Source organism: Streptomyces sp. NPDC048479 (assembly GCF_040651435.1).
In the GTDB taxonomy this organism is placed as follows: domain Bacteria; phylum Actinomycetota; class Actinomycetes; order Streptomycetales; family Streptomycetaceae; genus Streptomyces.
This window is the reverse complement of the sequence record NZ_JBEZKA010000005.1, coordinates 17,324-39,831: the sequence shown is the minus strand read 5'-3', so window position 1 is coordinate 39,831 and position 22,508 is coordinate 17,324. Positions and strand designations below refer to the sequence as shown.

At 69.6% G+C, this 22,508-nt stretch carries 19 protein-coding genes and 1 tRNA gene; 8 read left to right on the top strand and 12 right to left on the bottom strand.

What is annotated here, in order from left to right; genetic code table 11:
- Positions 1 to 92: 92 nt before the first annotated feature.
- The gene (locus AB0D12_RS09760) at positions 93 to 1,139 is read left to right on the top strand and encodes a PAC2 family protein (RefSeq protein ID WP_362678944.1); all 1,047 of its coding nucleotides are present in this window, start codon (positions 93 to 95) and stop codon (positions 1,137 to 1,139) included.
- 79 nt (positions 1,140 to 1,218) lie between these two features.
- Here AB0D12_RS09760 and AB0D12_RS09755 read toward each other — a convergent pair whose 3' ends face one another.
- Positions 1,219 to 2,205, bottom strand: a complete 987-nt coding sequence (locus AB0D12_RS09755) for a superoxide dismutase (protein ID WP_362678941.1) — start codon at positions 2,203 to 2,205, stop codon at positions 1,219 to 1,221.
- A gap of 305 nt (positions 2,206 to 2,510) precedes the next feature.
- Between AB0D12_RS09755 and AB0D12_RS09750 the strand changes: the two genes are divergently transcribed.
- Positions 2,511 to 4,286 carry a S8 family peptidase gene (locus AB0D12_RS09750; protein WP_362678939.1) on the top strand — a complete coding sequence of 592 codons (1,776 nt, stop codon included), beginning with the start codon at positions 2,511 to 2,513 and terminating at the stop codon, positions 4,284 to 4,286.
- 24 nt (positions 4,287 to 4,310) lie between these two features.
- Positions 4,311 to 4,838, top strand: coding sequence for a hypothetical protein (locus tag AB0D12_RS09745; RefSeq protein ID WP_362678936.1), 528 nt, complete (start codon positions 4,311 to 4,313; stop codon positions 4,836 to 4,838).
- A gap of 143 nt (positions 4,839 to 4,981) precedes the next feature.
- Here AB0D12_RS09745 and AB0D12_RS09740 read toward each other — a convergent pair whose 3' ends face one another.
- The 5 genes from AB0D12_RS09740 to AB0D12_RS09720 form a co-directional block, all read right to left on the bottom strand.
- Entirely contained in the window at positions 4,982 to 8,026 is a 3,045-nt protein-coding gene (locus tag AB0D12_RS09740; RefSeq protein ID WP_362678933.1) for an NPCBM/NEW2 domain-containing protein, read from the bottom strand.
- Between the two features lie 93 nt (positions 8,027 to 8,119).
- A complete protein-coding gene (mshC, locus tag AB0D12_RS09735) occupies positions 8,120 to 9,349 on the bottom strand; it encodes a cysteine--1-D-myo-inosityl 2-amino-2-deoxy-alpha-D-glucopyranoside ligase (RefSeq protein WP_362678930.1) in 1,230 nt (409 codons plus the stop codon).
- Between the two features lie 220 nt (positions 9,350 to 9,569).
- Positions 9,570 to 10,397, bottom strand: coding sequence for an SCO1664 family protein (locus AB0D12_RS09730; protein ID WP_362678928.1), 828 nt, complete (start codon positions 10,395 to 10,397; stop codon positions 9,570 to 9,572).
- Positions 10,361 to 10,951 carry a DUF3090 domain-containing protein gene (locus AB0D12_RS09725; protein WP_362678924.1) on the bottom strand — a complete coding sequence of 197 codons (591 nt, stop codon included), beginning with the start codon at positions 10,949 to 10,951 and terminating at the stop codon, positions 10,361 to 10,363. Before AB0D12_RS09725 ends, AB0D12_RS09730 begins: the two co-directional genes overlap by 37 nt.
- Before the next feature lie 109 nt (positions 10,952 to 11,060).
- Complete coding sequence (locus AB0D12_RS09720; protein ID WP_362678922.1) at positions 11,061 to 11,747, bottom strand: histidine phosphatase family protein; 687 nt, start codon at positions 11,745 to 11,747, stop codon at positions 11,061 to 11,063.
- 59 nt (positions 11,748 to 11,806) lie between these two features.
- Here AB0D12_RS09720 and corA point away from each other — a divergent pair, with 59 nt between their 5' ends.
- Positions 11,807 to 12,799 (top strand): magnesium/cobalt transporter CorA, encoded by a 993-nt coding sequence (gene corA, locus AB0D12_RS09715; RefSeq protein WP_362678919.1) that lies wholly within the window; start codon positions 11,807 to 11,809, stop codon positions 12,797 to 12,799.
- 18 nt (positions 12,800 to 12,817) lie between these two features.
- On the opposite strand, the gene AB0D12_RS09710 is transcribed toward corA, so the two are convergent.
- The gene (locus tag AB0D12_RS09710; RefSeq protein ID WP_362678916.1) at positions 12,818 to 13,603 is read right to left on the bottom strand and encodes a ferritin-like domain-containing protein; all 786 of its coding nucleotides are present in this window, start codon (positions 13,601 to 13,603) and stop codon (positions 12,818 to 12,820) included.
- A gap of 251 nt (positions 13,604 to 13,854) precedes the next feature.
- A complete protein-coding gene (locus tag AB0D12_RS09705; protein WP_327322468.1) occupies positions 13,855 to 14,904 on the bottom strand; it encodes an LLM class F420-dependent oxidoreductase in 1,050 nt (349 codons plus the stop codon).
- Between the two features lie 130 nt (positions 14,905 to 15,034).
- Here AB0D12_RS09705 and AB0D12_RS09700 point away from each other — a divergent pair, with 130 nt between their 5' ends.
- Both AB0D12_RS09700 and AB0D12_RS09695 read left to right on the top strand, forming a co-directional pair.
- The gene (locus AB0D12_RS09700) at positions 15,035 to 16,018 is read left to right on the top strand and encodes an aldo/keto reductase (RefSeq protein WP_362678913.1); all 984 of its coding nucleotides are present in this window, start codon (positions 15,035 to 15,037) and stop codon (positions 16,016 to 16,018) included.
- Positions 16,015 to 18,165, top strand: a complete 2,151-nt coding sequence (locus AB0D12_RS09695) for an ATP-dependent RecD-like DNA helicase (RefSeq protein ID WP_362678910.1) — start codon at positions 16,015 to 16,017, stop codon at positions 18,163 to 18,165. The genes AB0D12_RS09700 and AB0D12_RS09695 overlap by 4 nt, the downstream gene beginning before the upstream one ends.
- Before the next feature lie 72 nt (positions 18,166 to 18,237).
- Here the strand turns inward: AB0D12_RS09695 and AB0D12_RS09690 are convergent, their stop codons facing one another.
- Positions 18,238 to 18,900, bottom strand: coding sequence for a hypothetical protein (locus AB0D12_RS09690; RefSeq protein WP_362678907.1), 663 nt, complete (start codon positions 18,898 to 18,900; stop codon positions 18,238 to 18,240).
- Positions 18,901 to 18,947: 47 nt separating this feature from the next.
- Here AB0D12_RS09690 and AB0D12_RS09685 point away from each other — a divergent pair, with 47 nt between their 5' ends.
- On the top strand, positions 18,948 to 19,136 hold the full coding sequence (locus AB0D12_RS09685) for a DUF5703 family protein (RefSeq protein ID WP_005319466.1): 189 nt from the start codon (positions 18,948 to 18,950) through the stop codon (positions 19,134 to 19,136).
- A gap of 78 nt (positions 19,137 to 19,214) precedes the next feature.
- Here AB0D12_RS09685 and AB0D12_RS09680 read toward each other — a convergent pair whose 3' ends face one another.
- The 3 genes from AB0D12_RS09680 to AB0D12_RS09670 all read right to left on the bottom strand — a co-directional run bounded on the left by AB0D12_RS09680 (position 19,215) and on the right by AB0D12_RS09670 (position 22,149).
- Positions 19,215 to 20,267: a chaplin family protein gene (locus tag AB0D12_RS09680; RefSeq protein WP_362678904.1), complete on the bottom strand. Its 1,053-nt coding sequence runs from the start codon at positions 20,265 to 20,267 to the stop codon at positions 19,215 to 19,217.
- A gap of 146 nt (positions 20,268 to 20,413) precedes the next feature.
- On the bottom strand, positions 20,414 to 20,647 hold the full coding sequence (locus AB0D12_RS09675) for a chaplin (protein ID WP_327322472.1): 234 nt from the start codon (positions 20,645 to 20,647) through the stop codon (positions 20,414 to 20,416).
- Between the two features lie 167 nt (positions 20,648 to 20,814).
- Positions 20,815 to 22,149: a M20/M25/M40 family metallo-hydrolase gene (locus AB0D12_RS09670; protein WP_362678901.1), complete on the bottom strand. Its 1,335-nt coding sequence runs from the start codon at positions 22,147 to 22,149 to the stop codon at positions 20,815 to 20,817.
- A gap of 186 nt (positions 22,150 to 22,335) precedes the next feature.
- On the opposite strand from AB0D12_RS09670, the gene AB0D12_RS09665 reads away from it, so the two are divergent.
- Positions 22,336 to 22,420 (top strand) — tRNA-Leu (locus tag AB0D12_RS09665).
- Positions 22,421 to 22,508: the final 88 nt, after the last annotated feature.

The window sequence follows — 22,508 nt, the reverse complement described above, 5'->3', positions numbered from 1 at the left end:
AGTTCACCCGGCCGTGCAAGGGGGCTGCGGCGAGGTGCCTCGTAAGCCGTAAGGTTGGGGCGTAGACAAGGAACTTCGGAAGGAGGCACTGGGTGATCGAGCTCGAGGGGGTACCCGAGCTGATCGACCCGGTCATGGTGGCTGCGTTCGAGGGCTGGAACGACGCCGGCGACGCCGCCTCCACCGCGGTCGCACACCTGGACCGGGAGTGGAAGGGCGAGGTCTTCGCGGCGCTCGACGCCGAGGACTACTACGACTTCCAGGTCAACCGGCCCACGGTGTGGCTGGACGGCGGGGTACGGAAGATCACCTGGCCCACAACCCGGCTCTCCGTGGTCCGCATCGGCGGCGAAAAGCCGCGTGACCTGGTGCTGGTCCGCGGCATCGAGCCATCCATGCGCTGGCGCTCGTTCTGCAACGAGATCCTGGGCTTCGCCCACGAGCTGGGCGTCGAGATGGTGGTGATTCTGGGCGCGCTGCTCGGCGACACCCCGCACACCCGGCCGGTGCCGGTCAGCGGGATCACCTCGGACCCGGATCTGGCCAGAACCATGGATCTGGAGGAGACCAGGTACGAGGGGCCGACCGGCATCGTCGGCATTCTCCAGGAGGCGTGCACGCATGCGGGGGTGCCGGCGGTGAGTCTGTGGGCCGCGGTGCCGCACTATGTGTCGCAGCCGCCCAACCCCAAGGCGACGCTGGCGCTGTTGAACCGTCTTGAGGACCTCATCGGCCTCCGTATCCCGCTCGGCGAACTGCCCGAGGACGCACGGGCCTGGCAGCTGGGCGTGGATCAACTGGCCGCCGAGGACAGCGAAGTGGCGGAGTACGTCCAGACCCTGGAGGAGGCACGGGACACCGCGGAGCTTCCCGAGGCTACGGGCGAGGCCATCGCCCGCGAGTTCGAGCGGTATCTGCGGCGGCGCGACGGAGGTCCCGGGCATGCGACCGACGGGGGCGAGGCCAGTTCGTATCTGCGCGACACCTCCAGCGGGCGCACCCGGCCGCCGATGCCACCTCGTGCGGAGGCGGAGACCGAAGCCGGGACCGGGACCGAACCCGGAACCGGATCGGGCACCGGGGCCGAAGCGGAAACCGAGTCGGAATCCGGTGGCGAGGAAGATTCCTCGGAGGACTGAGACATCTGAAGGAAGAACGGGGCGGCGCCGGTGGGCGCCGCCCCGCTCTTTACGTCTACGTCGTGTCCTTACGTCGTGCTCATAGATCTTGAGGTACTCGGACCTGGTCCACCGCGACCGCGTCATACGTCGTGTCGGGTGCCGGCTCCACATCGAAGCGGGCGTTGGGCAGATAGATCCGGTCGCCCCAGGCCGCCGCCGTCGTAGGAATTCTGAAGCGCTCCGGATCGGTGATGCGCGCGACAGCCGCGCCGCGGGTACCCGAGTCATTGAGTCGCAGCACATCGATGGCGTTCTGCGTCTGCTGTACGACATAGAGGGTGCGGCCGAGCAGCAACAGGCCGTCGCCATTGGGAAGTCGGGTGTCTCCGATGTCGACTCGCCGCGCGATGCAGGTACGCGGATCGACCCGCATCAGACCGCCGCCGCCGACCACGGTGTTGACCAACAGCAGGGCGCGCCCGTCCGGTGTGCGCTCGATGCCATTGGCCGTGAAAGAGTGCCCCTGCTCCCAGTCGCCGCCCAGCGGGACGGTCGCCAGCCTGTCGCCCGGCTCGTCGTGCCGGCCGAGCGGGAGGCGGTAGATCTGCGGTTTGAACGAGTCCGTGAACCAGGCGGCGCCCGGCGTGAGGATCACATCGTTGACCATGGTGCCGTCGGAGCCGACGGTGAAGGTCTTCAGCAGCTTCCCCGAGCGGACCTCGATGACCCGGATCTCGCGGCTCACACCGCCGCAGACGAACAGCAGCCTCTCGCTCCGGTCAATTTTGAGTCCGACCGAGGGGTGGTCCACTCCGAGACCGTGGCTGATGACGCTTCCCCGGCCGGTGGCCAGGCTCGCTCGGTAGATATCGCCGGTGGCTATCGACCCTAAGTAGGCATACGGACTCTGTCCGATGGTGATCCCTTCGGGCTGGAAGCCGTTCGGCAAGGGGAAACGGGTGGGCAGGCGTGTACCGGTTAATCCGGCCGCCCGGGCCACGCCTTCCCCTGGGGCAAGGAGTGCAGCGCCGGCCATGGCCGCGGCTGCTCCGAGCACTCCTCGACGTGCGAAGGAACGGTGCATCGAGTCGTCCTTCCGACAAGTGTTCTGCAGACCCATTCACCTCAGCACACGGCAGGCTTCTCCGAAGTGTTTGGCCGAATTGTGGCGTGACATCTTCTTCCGGCCGAATTGCACGGGGTTCCCATTCAGCTTGATTTAAAACGTATTTCGCGTAAGCAGGGTGGACGGGCTGCGGCGGAGGGAGCAGGGTGGCCACCACGCAGACCGAGCACAGACCAAGCAGAGACCGAGCACAGACCGAGCACGGACAACGCACAGTCCACGAACGACAAGGAGCACGGCACCCGAAGGGAGCGGTCATAGCGATGACCGATCAGGCACTCCCAGGTCAGGGCCCCGGAACTGCGGGCCCTGGACCCGACGGAGCTGGATTCACCTATCAAGGAGCCGAGCCGGAGCTGATCGTCGTCGCACGGGCCGAGGCCCTGCTGCGCGCCGACACCCAAGGCGTACGGTCGGCCTCCGGGGCGGACATCTCCGCACTGAACATGTTCCTGAGCGACGAACAGCTCGCGCTGGAACCGGTGTTCGGCAGTGAGGAGCGGACCCGGGCCGCTCTGCCTCCGCAGCCGGAGGGACCGGCCGGCGGCGGCCGGGGCACGCTGCCGGACCTCTCGCTCTTCTACCGGGTACGGGGCGGCGGGGACCGGACCGAGGAGCTCACCGCCCGGCTGGCCGCCCTCCCCGAGATCGAGACGGCGTACCTCAAGCCCGGCGCCGTACCCGCTCGGACGGCACCCCACGGCGCCACGGCGAAAGCCCGGCCCGAAGAGGCCAAGCGGCTCAAGGAAGGCACACCCGCGACACCCGACTTCACCGGCCGCCAGGGCTACTTGGCGCCCGCGCCCGAGGGCGTGGACGCGTACTGGGCCTGGCAGCGGCCGGGCGGCTCCGGACAGAACGTCACCGTCGTCGACGTCGAAGGAGCCTGGCAGCTGGGCCATGAGGACTTGGCGGAGAAGCTCGCCGGCATCGTCGTCGGCAATCCGGTCCAGGACATCGCATGGCGCAACCACGGCACGGCGGTCCTCGGCGTCATCGGCGGCGACCGCGACGAGAAGGGGATCACCGGTATCGCTCCCGGGGCGCTGACCGCGGCGGCGTCGTTCCAGGGCATCGGCTCCGCCGCGGCCATCCATGCCGCGGCCGAGCGTCTCACCCACGGCGACCTCCTTCTGATCGAACTCCACCGGCCGGGACCGCGGTTCGACCACGAGGTCCGCGACGACCAGCGCGGCTACATCGCGCTGGAGTGGTGGCCGGACGACTTCGCCGCGATCCGCTGGGCGACGTCGAAGGGCGTCCTGGTCGTGGAGGCGGCCGGCAACGGCGGCGAGAGCCTGGACGAGGCGGTGTACGAGCGCAGGCCGGACGCGTTCCCCGAGTGGTGGCGCAACCCCTTCAACCCGTCGAACCAGCCCTCCGGTGCGGTCCTCGTCGGCGCGGGCGCTCCCCCGCCCGGGACGCACGGCCGCGACCACGGTCCCGACCGCTCGCGGCTGGCGTTCTCCAACTACGGCGCGCGGCTGGACGCCCAGGGCTGGGGCCGCGAGGTCACCACGACCGGCGGCTTCTGGGACCGGGCGGGTGACCTGCAGGGCGGCGCGGAGGAGATCGCCTGGTACACGGACACCTTCTCCGGCACCTCCTCGGCCTCGCCGGTGGTGGTCGGCGCCCTGGCAGCCCTGCAGGGAATCCTCAAAGCCGCGCACATCGCGCCGATGGGCCCCGAGCAGGCCCGCGAGGTGCTGCGCAGGACCGGTTCGCCGCAGCAGGACGCGCCGGGGCGCCCGGCCTCGCAGCGGATCGGCAACCGCCCCGACATCAAGGCGGCGGTCACCGAGCTGGTGCCGTCGTCGGTCGGCTCGGGACAGGCGGAGCGGTACTGGGACGAACTGATGCCGTACCCGCGTGAACTTCCGCCGCGCCTGAGGCTGTTCGTGGCCGGCGCGTGGCGCAACCTCGACCACCCCGCCCCTGGAGTCCGCCAGGCGGTACATGCCGCCTTCGCGGGGGGCCGGCCGGACGTACGCGTCTGGTACTCGGACGACGAGGTCGTGGGCCTGGTCGTCGCCGGATGAATCGAAAGGGAAGGTGAACATCGCATGAGCACCACCCCGCAGATGAACCCCAGCTCCATGAGTCAGCAGTACGGCCAGCAGCAGTACGCGCAGCAGCAGCACGGGCAGCAGCAGCCGTTCGGCCGGCTGCAGGGCGCAAGCACCTCTCCGCCCTCGCAGGGTCAGCAGATGAGCCAGCAGCCGCTCCAACAGCTGCAGCAGCTCGGCCAGCAGCAGCCCTACCAGCAGCTGCTCCAGCAGCTCGGCCAGCAGAGCCAGCAGCAGGGCCAGCAACAGCAGGGCCAGGGCCAGCCGCTGATCCTGCCGAGCGCGATCGACAGCCAGGCCATCACCAGTGGTGTGGCCGAGCACTTCTGGGACGTCGTGACGCCCCTGCCCGGCCAGCCGGTCATCCTGTACCTGTTCATCCAGGGCGCCTGGCGTCAGCTGGTGAACCCGAACCAGATCACGCATGACGAGGTCCAGGAGGCGTTCGCCTTCGGGCAGCAGGTCATCGGGTTCTGGGACACCAACAACGCCGGTGTGCTCGTGGCGATCGTGGTGAACAAGTAGCACGTCGGATCGGAGGGCGCCGGGTGGGCAGCGGCCCGCCCGGCGCCCGTACCTGTGCCTCAGGCTTCAGGCTTCAGGCTTCAGGCTTCAGGCTTCAGGCTTCAGGCTTCAGGCTTCAGGCTTCAGGCTTCAGGCTTCAGGCTTCAGGCGCAGTTGAAACGCGCGGCGCCCCAGTCCCCGTGATCGCCTGTCTTCGACCCGTTGGTGTCGGTGACCTTCAGCCGCACATGGCGTGCGCCGTCCAGAGCGACATCGACGGGCACGGTCGCCGAGGCCCCCGTCACCTTGGGCGAGGTCCACAGCACCTTTCCGTCCGCCTCGACCGAGAAGGCCACCTCCCCATAGCCGTTGATCTCGTCGTCGACTCCGACATCCGCGGTCAGCGCTGTGCAGCGGCCGCCGAGATAGACCTCGATATCGGAGTCGGCGTGGGTGCCGACCCCCTTTTCGTACGTCTTGCCCGCCAGCGTGAGCGGGTGTCCGTCGGCCGCTCCCGACTCGCCGTTGCTGCGGTCACGTTCCGCGGGCCCGTAGCCGTTCACCGACTTCAGCCACACCAGGTCACTGACCCAGGCGTCGCCGGCCGGCGGTGGCGGCATCACCCCGACCGCGAACCGCTGTCCGGCGGTACGGTCCACACCCGCCGACCGGTGACGTGCCGTCGCGGTCAGCGTCACCTCGCCCGGCTTGGCGTCCGCGGCCGGGACGACGGCCACCTCGACGCGCTTCGTCGTCCCGGCCGGGATCCGGTCCACGACCTGCGCCGGGGTGATCTGCCAGCCCGTCGGCGCGTCCAGCGAGACCTGGACGCCGGTCGCGTCCCGGCCGCCCGCCGTGACGTCGACGGCGACCGTGCCCGGCGACCCGGCGCCGAGCTCCTGAGCTGCCGGGACGGAGACAGTCGCGGCCGCGCCCGGAGTCGTACCGCCGACCGCGCTGGTGTCCTCGAGCTTCAGCTCGAAGCCACGGTCGGTGCGCAGCGACGGCGTCTTGACGTGCACCACACCGCCGCGGTCGTCCTGGTCGTACCACCAGCCCTGCGTGGCCTTCGCGTAGGCCGCCTTCGAGGTCTGCCGCGGCAGCCTGCGCCCGTTGAGCCCGACCGTGCTCGGCGCGTCCCCGGTGTGCACGCTGAAGGTGTACGGACGCGTGGACTGCCTGCCCGTGAACTCGCCCTTGCTCGCGCCGATCCGGACCGTCACATCGCCCGCTCCGCGCCGTGGCGCCTGGACGTCGGCGCGCTGCGTGGCGTACTTGCCGCTGCGGTGCTGCCGCGTGACGCCGTCGTCCTCGTACAGCGTGAAGGAGGACGTGCCCTGCGGATAGATGTCCCAGGCGAGCGGGGAGGCTGCGGTGCGGTCGGCGTACGAGCGGATACCCGGCCACATCGGGACGGTGGCCCCCGCCTTCACGAACAGCGGCAGCGTGTCGAGCGGCGCGCTGTAGTCGTCGACGGTGACCGGTCCTTCGTAGGTCCGCCCGCTCCAGTAGTCGATCCAGGTCCCCTTCGGCAGGTAGATCCCGTCGCGCTCGACGGCGTCCTGGTAGACGGGCGCGACAAGGAAGTCCGCACCGCTGAGGAACTCGTACTTGGCCGCGTCCGTCGCCGCTTCGGGGTCGTTCGGATACTCCAGCACGAGCGGCCTGGCGAGCCCGACGCCCGTCTTCGTCGCCTCATGTGCGTGGGAGTAGATGTACGGCAGCAGCGACTCATGCAGCTTGAGGTAGCTGCGGTTGACCGAGGTGTACGGCTCTCCGTACCGGAAGGGCTGCTTGTCGTTCGCCGCCCAGCCGTCCATGGTCATCGTCACCGGCAGGAACATCTTCCACTGCAGATCACGGGCGTACGTCTTGGGGCTGCCGCCGAAGATTCCGTCCACGTCGCCGGTGGTGTAGGCGAGTCCGGACATGCTCGCGCCCGCGTAGGTCGGGATCTGCCAGCGGATGTACTCCCAGCTCCCGGACTGGTCGCCGGACCACTGGACTCCGCAGCGCTGCGCGCCCGACCAGCTCTCCGGCGCCCAGGTGAAGCCGCGGGCGTCGCTGTTCTCCTCGATGCCCCGGTGGGCGTCCTTGCAGCCGTCCAGCGCGAACTTGTATCCGTCGCCGACCCAGGCCACGTCCAGTTTCGCGACGCGCTGGCCGGCCTTGACCTGGTCGCCGAGCTTGCCGATGCCGTCCTCGGTCCACAGGCCCATCTGCATCCTGCGGTCCTGCAGCCCCTTGGCGGTCTCGGCGAGGTTCTCGTATCCGCACCCGTAGCCGTCGTTGATGAGCATCCACCCGTTGGGCATGTCGTTCTGGACATACCCGTCGGCGACCTTGAGGGAGTCGAGGGTGTGCCGCTCGCCGCGGTTGGCGTTGTGCAGATAGCAGTCGGCGTCGCCGATTTCGAGGCCGTAGACGGGTGGCAGGAAGGGTTTGCCGGTCAGCCGGGTGTACTGGCCGATGACGTCCTTGGTGCTCGGGCCCGCGAAGTAGTAGGCGTCGAAGCGCTGTTCCTTGGCAGTGGTGGTGACCGGCTCGCCGAAGACGTACGTGTTGGGGGCGTACGTATTGCGATAGACGCCGTATCCCGCGGAAGAGAGGTAGAACGGGACGGAGTTGGGGTGTCCACCGTCGTTCCAGTTGTAGTCGACGCCGACCTCGACGGTCTTGCCACGATGCGAGGTGTTGCCACGGCCGTTCTGCATTCCGGCGCCGTAGTACTGCTCCTCGGCGCCGCGGGCGAGGGTCTGTGTGGTCCTGTCCCGGTTCCAGGTCAGGCCGTTGGTCTCGGCCCAGAGCGGGGTGCCGTCGGCGCGGTGGAGGGCGAAGCGCAGGGGCGTCTTGTAGGCGCGCAGGGTGACCTTGGAGGTGCTCAGCTCGTAACGGTCGCCCTTGTCGCGCCAGTGGGTGGCGGGCGGCGCGCTCTGCGGCAGGACAATGTCCGTGCCTGTTGGGTCGGTGAAGGCGCCGTCCGGGGCGAGTTCGATACGGAAGGTCTCGGCGGAGACGAAGCTGACGCGGGCGGCGGCGTCGCCGGCGGTGAACCGGTATACGGCTCCGTCGTGAGCGAAGCCGGTGATGTCACCGACCGTCGTGTCGGCCGGTTCGGCGTGCGCGCCCGTGACCAATGGCACGAAGGCGGCGAACAGACCGAGCAGAGCGGCAACGACCGCTGATCTGAACCGTGTTGGAGATCTCATGGCGTGTGTGTAGCGCGTCGGCACATACACGACCATGGACTTGTGTCCGGCCGCTCCTGGACTTATCGCACGCCCAGGAGCGGCCGGAGGGGCTTACAGGGCTACGCCGAGGAGGGCATCGACAGCGCGGGAGACGAGGCCGGGCGCGCCCTCGTCCGTACCGCCTTCGGACTGCTGGAGCGCGGCCCAGCGGTCGACGGCGACGAGCGCGGCGGGGGCGTCCAGGTCGTACGCGAGGGCGTCGCGGATCTCCTCGACGAGGGCGTCGGCGGACGGCCCGTCGGGCCGCGAGACGGCCGCGCGCCAGCGCCCGAGCCGCTCCACCGCCTCGTCGAGTACGGCGTCGGTCCACTCCCAGTCGGTCCGGTAGTGGTGCGAGAGGAGCGCCAGCCGGATCGCCGCCGGGTCCACGCCGTCGCGCCTCAGCTTGGAGACGAAGACGAGGTTGCCCTTGGACTTGGACATCTTCTCGCCGTCGAGTGCGACCATGCCCGCGTGGACGTACGCCTTCGCGAAGGGGTACTCACCGGTGAGCGACTGCGCGTGCGAGGCGCCCATCTCGTGGTGCGGGAAGGCGAGATCGGAGCCGCCGCCCTGCACGTCGAAGCCCATGCCGAGGTGATCCAGGGCGATGGCCACGCACTCGATGTGCCAGCCGGGCCGGCCACGGCCGAGGGTGGCACCGTCCCAGCTCGGCTCGCCCTCACGGGCGGCCATCCAGAGCATCGGGTCGAGCGGGTTCTTCTTGCCGGGCCGGTCGGGGTCGCCGCCGCGCTCGGCGGAGAGCAGCCGCATGGCTTCGGCGTCGAGACGGGACACCTCCCCGAAGTGCGGGTCGGCCTCCACGGAGAAGTACACGTCGCCTTCGAGCTCGTAGGCGGCACCGGCGTCCCGGAGCCGCTCGACGAGCGGCACAATGCCCGGTATCGCCTCGACGGCGCCGATGTAGTGCTGCGGCGGAAGCATCCGGAGAGCGGTCATGTCCTCCCGGAAGAGCGCGGTCTCCCGCTCGGCGAGCTCGGTCCAGTCGTGCCCGTCACGGATCGCCCGCTCGAGGAGGGGGTCGTCGACATCGGTCACGTTCTGGACGTAGTGAACCTGCCGCTTGGTGTCGAGCCACACACGCTGAACGAGGTCGAACGCGTTGTAGGTCGCCGCGTGACCCATGTGGGTCGCGTCGTACGGTGTGATGCCGCAGACGTAGATACGGGCGACGGGACCGGGGTCGAGGGTCACTGGACCATTGGTCGCGGTGGAGTGGATCCGTAGGTCGCGGCCCTTGCCAGGCAGGGCGGGGACCTCAGAAGCGGGCCAGGCATGCATGTCATGAGCCTAACCGGACGGGTGTTCCGCATACGAGTGCGGGTGGCCGTGCTTGGGATCGGCGCCCGGGGTGCCCGGTCTTGTCCTGTGATCCTCTGCCCCGCCCCACGGCGCCACGCTCAGGGGGTGTGGGGGCGTCAGCCCCCACGTCTCTCCCCCCCGGGGGTCCGGGGCCTGCCCCCGGTTTCGGGAAGGGGCGGGTCAGTGGAACACCCCCACCTCACACCGGTGGCCAGGGAATCGCCGGCCACTCCCCCGACGGCCCCGGATGCCTCCCCGACTCCTTCAGCTCCGTCACCCTGCCCCGCAGCGCCTCCACCTCCGCCGCCGTCAGCAGTTCCGCCAGACGGGTGGCCAGCGGTTCGCCCTCGGCCAGGGCCGCCACCAGCCCCGCCAGTGCCTGCGTCGCCTCCGACGGCAGTCGCTCTCCCGCCCACCCCCACAGCAGCGTCCGCAGCTTGTCCTCCACGTTGAACGTGACCCCGTGGTCGATCGCGTACAGCCCGCCGTCAGCCGTCGGCAGCAGATGCCCGCCCTTGCGGTCACCGTTGTTGATCACCGCGTCCAGCACCGCCAGCCGCCGCAGCCGCACATCGTCCGCGTGGACAAGCAGGGCCGTGCGGCCCTCGCCCACCTCCGCGAAGCCCACCGCCTTCCAGCCCTCTCCCGGCTCCTCGTCCTCGACCAGGGCCAGCAGGGACGCCGAAGGGTCCGCCTCGACCCAGAGCTGGACCATGCCCTCGCCGTACGGGCCCTCCCGCAGGACCGTCGTCGGCACCAGGCCCCACCCGGTCGCCTCGGAGAGCTCGTATGCCGCCACCTCGCGCTGCGCCAGCGTCCCGTCCGGGAAGTCCCACAGCGGCCGCTCCCCGGCGATCGGCTTGTAGACGCAGTGGGCCTCTTCACCCTCGTACGAGACGGAGCAGTACAGCACCGCGTTGGACGCCCCACGGATCCGTCCGCGCACGGTGAGCTCGCCCTTGGTCAGCAGGGTGCGCAGGTCCCCCGAGCTCACGCGCCCCGGCGGTATCCGTTCTGGCGCGGGCATACGTGTCCTTCCGGATCGAGCGGCAGGCTGCACAGCGGGCACGGCGGCCGGCCGGCGTTCACCACGTCCAGCGCGCGTTTGGCGAAGGCCCTGGCCTGCGCTCCGGTCAGCCGGACACGGAGCATCGGCGGACCGTTCTCCTCGTCCTGCAGCAGCCGCTCCTCGGCCTCCGCGAGGTCCTCCTCGGAGTCCGCGTCCAGCTCCACCAGCGCCTGTGCCTCGACGATCATGCGCTGTTCCTCGCCGTCCCAGGCCAACGCCATCGTGCCGACCCGGAACTCCTCCTCCACAGGCGCGTCGAGCGGCGCGGTGTCCGCTACGTCGGCGGGCGCGACAGCCGGCACCGGCGCATTGCCCCCGGTCCGGCGCACGACCTCGTCCAGCAGCTCGTCGATCCGCTCGGCGAGTGCGGCCACCTGGGTCTTCTCCAGGGCGACGCTGGTGGTGCGCCCCTCTGAGGAAGCCTGCAGGAAGAACGTACGGCGTCCAGGCAGCCCGACCGTACCGGCCACGAAGCGGTCCGGCGGGTCGTAGAGGAACACCTGACGGGACACGTTCTGTCTCCCTTGGGATCGGTCGGTATCGACGACTGTCGTACGACTTCGGACGGCTATCGAGCGGGCATACGGGTTTTCGGCCCGTCCACCCTACTGCGCGCGGCGATCACGGTGCGCCCGCGCCGCCCCCGACGACCGCGGCCCCGCCACCGCCGTTCTCGCGCGGCGCCAGCGAGCCGAAGTCCCCGGTGTCACCGAGGCGCAGAAGAAACGGGCGAGTGCGGGTGTAACGGATCGCCGTCACGGAACACGGCTCCACATGGATCCGCTGGAAAAGATCGAGATGCATACCAAGGGCATCGGCCACCAGGGACTTGATGATGTCTCCGTGCGAGCACATCACATAGGCCGCGTCCTCGCCGTGCGCGGCGTCGATACGCGCGTTCCAGTCGCGTACGGCGTCGACGGCACGCGCCTGCATGTCCCGCATCGACTCGCCGCCCGGGAACGCCGCCGCGGACGGATGCTGCTGCACGACCTCCATCAGCGGCTCGTCGGCGAGCTCCGCGAGCTTGCGCCCGGACCAGTCGCCGTAGTGGCACTCGCCGATCCGTTCGTCGGTGTGCAGCTCAAGACCTGGCCGGGCGTCCAGCAGCGGTCGCAGGCTCTGCAGGCAGCGCTCCAGCGGGCTGGAGACGGCCGCGGCGAGCGGCACGGCAGCGAGTCGCTCCGGCAGCGCGGCTGCCTGCGCCGCACCGCGCTCGTCGAGGGAGACGCCCGGCGTCCAGCCTGCGAGCACCCCCGCGGTGTTGGCGGTGGAGCGTCCGTGGCGTACGAGGATCAGCGTGGCCATGCCCGTCAGCCTAGGCGGCCCGGCGCCCGGGGGTGCGTCCGGGCCGCAGGCAGGGAAGAATGCACGCCGTGATCGTGGACTGTGCCATCTACCGCGACGGGCGCCGAACGAAGGGCCCGCCCGACCTTTCCGATGCTCTGGCCGAGGCACGGGCCACCGGCGACGCCTTTCTCTGGATCGGTCTTTACGAACCGACCGAGAAGGAGTTCGAACACGTCTCGGCGGAGTTCGGGCTGCATCGGCTGGCGGTGGAGGACGCGCTCAACGCTCATCAGCGCCCCAAGCTCGAGGTGTACGACGACTCGCTGTTCATGGTTCTCAAGCCGGTGGTGTACGAGCCGAAGAGCGACGCCGTCTCCACCGACGAGCTGATGGTCTTCATCGGCGACTCGTTCGTGGTGACGGTGCGGCACGGTGAGAGCTCGCCGTTGCACGCCGTACGGCAGCGTCTGGAGGCCGAGCCCGAGGTTCTCAAGCACGGCCCCACGGCGGTGCTGTACGCGATCAGTGACGCGGTCGTCGACCATTACATCGATGTCGTCGGTGAGCTCCAGGTGGACCTGGAGGAGTTGGAGACCGAAGTCTTCGCACCCGTCGGCGGCGCCACGCGCAACAGCGCGGTGCGGATCTACACCTTCAAGCGGCAGGTGCTGGAGTTCCGCCGCGCCGCCGCGCCGCTGGTGGCTCCGATATCCCGTCTTGCGAGCGCGGGCGTGCCGTTCGTCAATCAGCACTCACAGCCCTTCTTCCGGGACGTCAGCGACCATCTGACCCGAGTGAACGAGCAGGTGGACGGGTTGGACCGGCTGCTGTCGGACGTCCTGTCCGCCCATCTCGCGCAGATGGGCGTGCGGCAGAACGACGATATGCGCAAGATCTCGGCGTGGGCAGCCATGGTCGCAGTCCCCACGATGGTCGCGGGCATCTACGGCATGAATTTCGAGCACATGCCGGAGCTGCGGTTGGCGTGGGCGTATCCGTCGGTGCTGCTGTTCATGGCCGGGACGGTGTACGGGCTGTTCAAGCTGTTCAAGCGCCGCGGCTGGCTGTAATGCTCTGCGGCTGGGGCGCTAGAAGGCGGGCGCAGCGGTGGGCGGTCCGTCGAGTGCGCCGCGACGCTGCGGCATCTTCAGGCTGACCATCCGGTGCCAGCCGCCGAGCCTCTCGTACGCGTACATGGCGTGGATGCCCGCGGCCAGCGCGGCCGACTTGGCACGGGGCCAGTGCAGCAGACGTCCCATATGGCCCACCACGGCAAGGCTGACATCGCGGTAGACCTTGATCTCGGCGAGGGCGCTCTCGCGCAGCACCCCCTGGATCGTACGGCCGTGCCCCTCGGCGGCGAGGCGGAGCAACTCCTCGTGGCAGTACGCCAGATGGTTGTCCTCGTCGTCGCAGATCATTCTGATCGCCCTGCCGAGTTCGGGGTGGTCGCCGAAGTACCTCACCAGCATGACCATCTGGTCGGCGGCCCGCTGTTCGGTGACCCTGCTGTGCGAGAGATAGACGACGATGTCCTGTTCGCTCAGCGGCTCTTCGCGGCGCAGCTTCGCGTGGGTGAGGCCGACGCCCCGCTTCTCGAGCAGCATCGTGTAGTCGGTCTCGGGCGGGACGTCGACCGGAGCGAGCTCCCGCTTCCTGAGCAGGGCATGAAACAGCCTGCCGTGCTTGTCCTCGTCGGCGCCGTGCCGGGTGATCTTCGGCGCGAGGCCCCGCATGCTCTCGGGGACCAGGGCGGCGATACGGCCGTTCTCCCAGCCGCCCTGTGCCTCACCGCTGGCGGCGATCGAGCAGAAGAGCTGGAAGGCATCATCGTCGTCGATGATTTCCTGGAAGAGACTTCGCGCCGAGAGCATCACTTCCACCTCCGTGAGAGCGTCCGCAAAGAACAAGTCAAATGCGGCGCGGGAGGCGAGGCAACAGGTGAGCGGCACAACTGCGCCGAACGGTGGACGACGGGGAACCGCGCGGCAGTAACCAGGACCGGCTTTCGGGCGTTGTGCTGCGTGACGGCCGTGGCGGGGAGACCCCCCGAGCCCCCACCACGGCCGCAGACCTCTCCAGCTACGTACGAGCGTCGCTCACCCGAGTTGCCTGCGCACATTCCTCACGCGAGGCCGGCGCGCTCCAGAGCCTCGGTGCCCGCCCGCAGTGCCGTGATCCGCTCGTCGAGCGTGAAGCCGGCCGGAGCGAGGGTCAGCGTGGTGACACCGGCATCGGCGTACGCCTGCATCCGCTCGGCGATCCGGTCCACGGAGCCCAGCAGCGTCGTCTGGTCGATCAGCTGGTGGGGGACGGCCGCGGCCGCGCCCTGCTTGTCGCCGGCCAGGTACTTGTCCTGGATCTCGGCGGCTTCCTTCTCGTAACCCATGCGCTGCGCAAGCTGGTTGTAGAAGTTCTGCTTGCGGCTGCCCATGCCGCCGACGTACAGCGCGGTGTACGGACGGAACATGTCGGCCAGTCCGGCGACGTCGTCGCCGATCGCGAGCGGCAGCGTCGGACAGACGTCAAAACCTTCCATGGTCTTTCCGGCCTTCTCGCGGCCCGCGCGCAGGTACTTGAGCGCGGTGTCCTCGAGGTGGTCGGCGGACGGGAAGATCAGCAGGGCGCCGTCGGCGATCTCGCCGGTCTGCTCAAGGTTCTTGGGGCCGATCGCGGCGATGTAGAGCGGGATGTGCTCGCGCTCCGGGTGGACGGTGAGCTTGATCGGCTTGCCCGGACCGCCCGGCAGCGGGAGCGTCCAGTGCTCTCCCTCGTACGAGAGGCGCTCGCGGGACATCGCCTTGCGGACGATCTCGACGTACTCGCGGGTGCGGGAGAGCGGCTTGTCGAACTTGATGCCGTACCAGCCCTCGGAGACCTGCGGGCCGGAGACGCCGAGGCCGAGCCGGAAGCGGCCGCCGGAGAGCGAGTCGAGCGTGGCGGCCGTCATCGCGGTCATGGCCGGCTGGCGGGCCGGGATCTGCATGATCGCGGAGCCGACGTCGATGCGCTCGGTCTGGGCGGCGACCCAGGCGAGCACGGTAGGAGCGTCGGAGCCGTACGCCTCGGCTGCCCAGCAGACGTCGTAGCCGAGCTGGTCGGCCTCCTTGGCGACGGCGAGATTGTCTCCGTCCATCCCCGCGCCCCAGTAGCCGAGGTTGATGCCGAGCCGCATAACCGCTCCCTCTTACTGATCAGTAACGTCCCTGTTCCGGGGACTCTAGCGCGGGTTCACAGGATCCGTCAGGGGGAGGTTGTCCACAGGCCCTCTCCGGGTGGGCGCCCGGCCAGTAATCTCAGCGCCCATGGAGCAGAGGCATCTCGGCCGTACCGGCCTGCGCGTGTCCCGGATCGGGCTCGGCACCCTTACCTGGGGTCGCGACACGGATGAGCACGACGCTGCCGACCAGCTGAAAGTGTTCTGGGAGGCGGGCGGGACCCTGGTCGACACCGCGGATGTGTACGGCGGTGGAGATTCGGAGTATCTGCTCGGGCAGCTCGTCGAGCGGCTCGTACCTCGGCGGGAACTGGTCATCGCGACGAAGGCGGGCAGCGTGCCCGATCCGGACCGGCGCTTCGACGGCTCGCGGGGGCATCTGCTGTCGGCGCTGGACGCCTCACTGGAGCGGCTCGGGACGGACTACGTCGACGTCTGGCAGGTCCACGCCTTCGACCCGGAGACCCCGCTGGAGGAGACACTCCAGGCGCTGGACATCGCGGTCGGCAGCGGGCGCGCGCGGTACGCGGGAGTGTCGAACTTCTGCGGCTGGCAGCTGGCGAAGGCGGCGACCTGGCAGCTGGCCTCGCCGGGAGTGCGGACACGGTTGGCCAGTACGCAGATGGAGTACTCGCTGCTGCAGCGCGGGGTGGAGCGGGAGGTGCTGCCGGCCGCTCTCGACCTGGGGGTCGGGCTGCTGCCGTCGTCGCCGCTGGGGCGCGGGGTGCTGACGGGTAAGTACCGGCATGCCACTCCGGTGGATTCGCGGGGTGCTTCGGAGCAAATGGCTCCGTTCGTGGAGCCGTATCTCGACGAGGCGGCGAGCCGGATCGTGGACGCGGTGGCGACAGCGGCTGACGGGCTCGCCGCGACGACGCTGCAGGTGGCGCTGGCATGGGTGCGGGACCGGCCGGGTGTGGTGGCCCCGATTGTCGGCGCACGCAACGCACAGCAGCTCACGGCGGCATTGTCAGTGGAGGCCCTTAGTCTTCCTGACGAGATCTGCCAGGCGCTCGACGATGTGTCGGCGCCCGTGCACCGCTATCCCGACCAGGACTGGAGCACGCTGTGACTGTGCCTTCCCGGGGGACGACCCCCGGACCCCCGGACGAGGCCCGCGACGCCGCGGACGAGAGCGCGGACGAGACCGCGGACGAGGCCGCCGACCCGGCATCGGGCACCGCCGAGGCGGACGCACCCGAGGGGGACAAGCCGGAAGCCGGCACATCGGAGGCCGAGCAGACAGCTGCCGAGAAGGCGGCCGAGCTGTCCGAGGCCGAGGCGGAGCTGGTCGCGCAGCGGGAGTTGCGGGCCCGGATCGAGCAGCGGAAGGCCGAGAAGGCGGGGCCCGTCGAGAGCGGCACCAAGCTGAGCGGCACGGCCGCCGATCTGCTCGCGGCGGTGCGGGCCGTGGAGAGCGGCGAGAAGGCCGACACCGCGTTCTTCGACTCCGCCGCGCCCGCCCCCAGACGTGCCGCACCGACCGCGGAGCCCGTACGACACCGGGTTCCGCAGCCTGTGCAGGCACCACGGGCCACGGCACCGGAGACCGTGACGACGGTGCAGACCGTGCTCGCCGAGGGCGGCGCACCCGAGGCGCTGGCGGCGCAGGTCGCGCGCGTGCTCGGCGAGCAGGCCGCGGATGTGCTGCGCGAGGATCCGTGGCGCCTGCTGTCCGTGCCCGGCGTCCGGCCGGAGCAGGCCGACGGCTTCGCCCGGGCGCTTCTCGGCGCTGAGTGCGGCCCTGGTGACGAGCGCCGGTCGGCGGCACTCGTCGCCTGGGAGCTGGAGCGCGCGGCGCTTCAGGGCCACACCGCGTTGGAGTCCTCGGCCGTACGCGCGGCGCTGGCAGAGCGGTCGGTGCCCGATCCTGACGAAGCGCTGCAGCAGGCAATCGCCGAAGGTGCCGTGCTGGTGTTCCAGGACGGTGTCGAGGAGACCGAGCAGGCCGCGGACGGGGAGGAGTCCGAGCAGTCGGCTGTGCCGGTGCTGCTGGGGCTCGACCGGTACGCACTCGCGGAGGAGAGTCTCGCGGACGGACTGGCACGGCTTGCCAAGGCCGGTGCGGACGCCAGGTGGGATGCCGCGGAGCCCACCGAGCTGATCCGTGCGGTCGCCGCGAGCGGTCTGGTCGTGCACACGGGCGGGGAGGAGTCGCGGGCCGAGCCGGTCGCGGTGGCCGAGGCCGCCAGTGCGCTCGGACTGCGCGCGGTCGTCGCGGTCCACAGCGAGAACGGCAGACGGCGGCTCGGCCCTGCGGCGGTCACCGTCTCCGGGCTGCTGTCCGGTGCGGAGGGTCCCGGCAGGGACGAGGACGGGGCATTCGCACTCGATCTCCTGGTCGTGCTGGACGCAGCGCAGTTGGACGTGGAGACCGCGGCGATGCTGGTGGAGTCGATGCCGGACGGCAGCCGACTGGTGCTGAGCGGCGATCCCGGTGTGCTCTGCTCGGCGGGCGCGGGCCGGGTGTTCGCGGATGTACTGGCGGCCAGGGTGTGCCCGCAGATCGCCTCGCGGACGCCGGACCCCGGACCGATCGGAGAGCTTGTCTCGGGCATCGGCATCGGCGAGCTGAACCAGGTGGCGGCGCCCGGCAAAGAGGTCGTCATCGTCCCGGTGCGTGACGCGGGCGAGGCGGTCCACCGTACGGTGCAGCTCGTCGCGGACTCGGTGCCGCGGGCCATCGGCGTGCCGACCGAGCAGACCCAGGTGATCACGGTGGGACACGGCGGCTCCGCCGGGACCCGCGCGCTCAACGCCGCGCTCAAAGAGCGGCTGAACGCTGGTCCGGGCCGTTTCGGCGGCTTCGACCCGGGCGACCGGGTCGCCTACACACCCGCCCTCGGCCGGACACTTACCGGCACGGTCGTCTCGGCGGACGCTGCGGGCCTGCACCTCGACTGCGACGGCACGCCTGTCGTCGTACCGAAGGAGCGGGTCGAATCGGCGGTGCGCCACGGCTGGGCGCTGACGGCGCACCAGGCCGCGGGGATGCGCTGGCCCGCGGCGGTCGTGGTACTGCCGGGCGACGCGGCGCAAGGGCTGAGCCGACCGTGGGTGTATACCGCGTTCAGTCGTGCCGAGCGCCATCTGTCCGTGGTGCACGGCGTGGATCAGGCGCTGCCGCGCGCGGTGGCGGAGGTGGCGTCCCAGCACCGCACGACGCGGCTGCGGACGCTGCTCGAGGAGCTGCTCGCGACGCCGACGCCGCCGTCGTAGCTCGTGCGACAGCCGGGGCCCGCCTCCTGGACGGGGCGGGACCCGGGCTGCGGGTCGCACGAGGCAGTGTGGTCAGGACTCCACTTCGTCGAGGTCGTCCAGCTCCTCGGCCAGCTCGTCCTCGTCGAAGACCGAGCTGACGTCGAAGCGGCAGACGATCCGCTGCGGATCCGCCTGGTCGAAGGGTGTGCTCAGCCATTCGCCCGGTTCGGGAGCATCGTCCGAGGCCGACACCCACAGCGTGGAGTCGCCCTCCTCCAGACCGAACTCCTTGTGCCGGGAAGCGATTTCATCCGGTTCGTACTCACCGAAGAGTACGCCGAGTGCCGCATGCACGCTCGTGCCGACCACCGGGGCGTTCTCCGGCCCCCGGTCGTCATCGGGGTCCAGGTCGGCGAGGCGCTGGGCCTGTGAAAGCAGTCGCTGTGGCTCCACCACCGCATAGTCGCGGCGGATCAGCACGCTCAGCGCGCTCGGCTCCTCGGGACCCGTGTACGGCGGAAGTGAATCGTCCGCGCCCGGGATCTCGAACGGCGTCACCTCGTCATAGCGGTCGTAGAGCCGCTCGTCGTACGCCTCCGCCGCTGCGGCAAGGACATTGAACGCGTCATAGACGGCCGGGTCGTCCTCGCCCGTGCGGTTTTCGACCGCCTCGAGGTGACGGTCCAGTGCGGCTTTGACCGCCTCGGCGGCGGCACGTACCTCGGCAGCCGTGGGCTGCGCAGCATCAGACATAGTGCAGACGCTATCCGTACCTGGGCTCTGCCCGCACAATAGATGCGATGCCGGAATACGAATTTGTCGACGTGTATGTACCGCGCGGGGTGTCCCGCAAGGAAGCGACCCGTCTGCTGACCGACCATGCCGAGTACGGACACTGGGAGTTGGACCGACTGAGTCTGCACCGGGACGGCAGCCGTAGGGTGCGGCTGCGCCGGCGCATCATTCGTCAGGTGCGCGCCACCTGGTGAGCGAATAAGGCGGAGCGGGCCCCGCCTACGCGGGGCCCGCTCCGTTTTCATGCCATTTATACCGATGCGACCGCTTGACTACGCCGAGGCGCGGGCCCGGCGGTACAGCACCGCTCCCGCCAGCAGCATGCCCGCGCCGGCCGGGGCCAGCATGTCGAGCGAGTCGGCACCCGTGTGCGCGAGCTGGCCGACGCCCTTGGGCGAGGTGACGGTCTGCGTGCCGGGGGTGTTCGGCTTGCTCGGGGTGACGGGCACTACCGGCGTGGTGGACTTGCCCGGCTGACTCGGGGTGCTCGGCTTGCTCGGGGTGTTCGGGGTGGTCGGGGTGTTCGGGAGACCCGGGGTGGTCGGGGTGTTCGGGAGACCCGGGGTGGTCGGGGTGTTCGGGAGACCCGGGGTGGTCGGGGTGTTCGGCAGACCCGGGGTGGTCGGGGTGTTCGGCAGACCCGGGGTGGTCGGGGTGTTCGGCAGACCCGGAATGCTCGGGGTGTTCGGCAGACCCGGAATGCTCGGGGTGTTCGGCAGACCCGGAATGCTCGGCTTGCCCGGGGTGGTCGGGCTCTCCGGCTTGCTCGGAGTGCTCGGCTTGCTCGGAGTGCTCGGGCTCTCCGGCTTGCTCGGCTGAGTGTGGTCACACGGCTGACTCGGCTTGCTGGGCTTGCTCGGGGTGCTCGGCTTGCTCGGCTTGCTCGGAGTACTCGGCTTCGCGGGCGGGGTGGAGACGCTCGAGCCGTTGTCGCACTCGTTGCCCGTGGCGGTGTTGCCGAGGCCACCGATGGTGACGGCGTTCCCGCAGGCGTTCACGGGGACGTCGATCGGCACCTGGACGTGGTTGCCCGAGATGACGCCGGCATTGTCCTTGGGGTCCTCGCCTGCGTGGGACCCGCCGGACTTATTGCTGCACTCATTGCCGCTGGCGGGGTTGAGCAGCGCGAGTACATTCACGGTGTTTCCGCACACGTTGACGGGAACATGCACCGGAACCTGGACCGTGTTCCCGGACAGTACGCCCGGCGAATTCGCCGTGCCTCCGTTCGCACCGGCGTCCGCGTTCGCATAGCCACCGCCGAGCGCGAGTACGCCGCCCGCCGCTGCCATGGTGATCAGGCCCTTGCGCGTGATCTGTCGCATAGGTTGAATCCCTGCCTTCTTGCTTCAGGAATACCCGCGGGCGTCGGTACCCGGGGGTGGAATGCTCGGACGGCCCCGGAGTGCGTGGCGCGCACTCCGGGGCCGCTCGAGTTCAAACCCAGACCCATACGGGTCGAGTCACAACGTCACTCGTTGACGCAGGTGTTGCCGAAGGTAGGGTTCAACAGCCCGACCACGGAGACCGTGTTGCCGCATGCGTTCACCGGCACGTGGATGGGCGCCTGGATGACGTTGCCGGAGACCACCCCGGGGGAGTTGACAGCAGCACCCTGGGCACCCGAAGAGGCCATGGCGACACCCGCACCAGCGAGCACCAGACCACCGGTGGCAGCCGCAGCAGCGACGACCTTCTTGATCATTGTTCCTCCTTGTTGGCAATGCGGCCCCAGCCGCGGACCGCACCACCTGTAACGAGGAGGAGGGAACGGGGCTACGAGCCGACGGCCCCATTCACTCTTTTTGGTCAAGTACGCACGCACTGGCGATTATTAGAGTTCCGTTTCAGCAGATCTGACCCCGATACGGTTCAGCACTGGTCCAGGAATCGGTCAAGCACCCGTACACCGAACTTCAGGCCGTCCACCGGAACCCGCTCGTCCACCCCGTGGAACATGCCCGCGAAGTCCAGCTCCGGCGGCAGCTTGAGCGGCGCGAAGCCGAAGCAGCGGATGCCGAGGTCGTCGAAGGACTTGGCGTCGGTTCCGCCGGAGAGCATGTACGGCACGGCCCGGGCGATCGGGTCCTCGGCCTTGAGCGCGATCTGCATGGCGTCGACGAGATCCCCGTCGAAGCTGGTCTCGAGCGCCTTGTCCCCGTGCACGTCCTCCCGCTTGACCCGCGGGCCCAGCAGCCGGTCGAGGTCGGCCAGGAACTCCTCCTCGTACCCCGGCAGAAAGCGCCCGTCGACATGTGCGGTCGCCTGCCCGGGGATCACGTTCACCTTGTAGCCGGCGCCGAGCATGGTGGGGGCGGCGGAGTTGCGCAGCGTGGCGCCGATCATCTTGGCGATGCCGCCGAGCTTGGCGAGCGTCGCCTCCATGTCCTCCGGGTCGAGCGGTGTGCCGAGCGCGTCGGAGAGCTCGTCGAGGAAGGACCGTACGGTCTTGGTCATCCGTACCGGCCACTTGTGCCGACCGAGCCGGCCGACCGCCTCGCAGAGCTCGGTGATGGCGTTGTCGTTGTTGGTCATCGACCCGTGGCCGGCGGTGCCCTCCACAGTGAGCCGCATCCAGTGCATGCCCTTCTGCGCCGTCTCGACGAGATAGAGCCGCAGATTTTCGTTGACCGTGAAGGAGAAGCCCCCGACCTCGCCGATCGCCTCCGTCACGCCATCGAAGAGATCCGGGTGCTTGTCGACCAGATGCCGCGCCCCGTACGTGCCGCCGGCCTCCTCGTCGGCGAGGAAGGCCAGCACGATGTCGCGCGGGGGCTTGCGGCCGCTGCGCAGCCGGTCCCGTACGACCGCCAGGGTCATGGCGTCCATGTCTTTCATGTCGACCGCGCCCCGGCCCCACACACAGCCGTCCGCGATCTCGCCGGAGAAGGGGTGGTGCGTCCAGTCGTCGGCGTTGGCCGGTACGACGTCGGTGTGGCCGTGGATGAGCAGCGCGGGCCTCGACGGGTCCTCACCCTCGATACGGGCCACTGTGGAGGCGCGGCCCTTGTGGGACTCGAAGATCTGCGGCTCGAGTCCGACCTCGGCGAGCTTCTCCGCGACATACTCCGCGGCGGCCCGCTCCCCCGGGCCCGAGTGGTCGCCGTAGTTGCTCGTGTCGATCCGGATCAGCTCACGGCAGAGGTCGACGACCTCGTCCTCACCCGAAAGGGGCTTGGTCTTGTCGGCCCTGTTCGACTCGCTCACGCTGATTCCTCCCACTGTCGCTGCTGGTGGTTCCCCCTCATCCTCCCGCGCCCCGCCCCGTACCCCAAGGGCGACTGTCCGCCGTCACACGGCCGTCACACCGGATCCGGGCGTGATCGAGCACAGTCGAATGTTTGCTATGGTTTTCCACGTCGGAACGGCCCAGCGCCGCGAGACAGACACCTGGTCCGGGTGGCGGAATGGCAGACGCGCTAGCTTGAGGTGCTAGTGCCCTTTATCGGGCGTGGGGGTTCAAGTCCCCCCTCGGACACAATCAACACAATCAAGATCCCCACGGACGCCCGTGGGGATCTTTTTGTACCCCTGGGTGCCTTGCGTCTTCCGTACGCGCGCGGCCG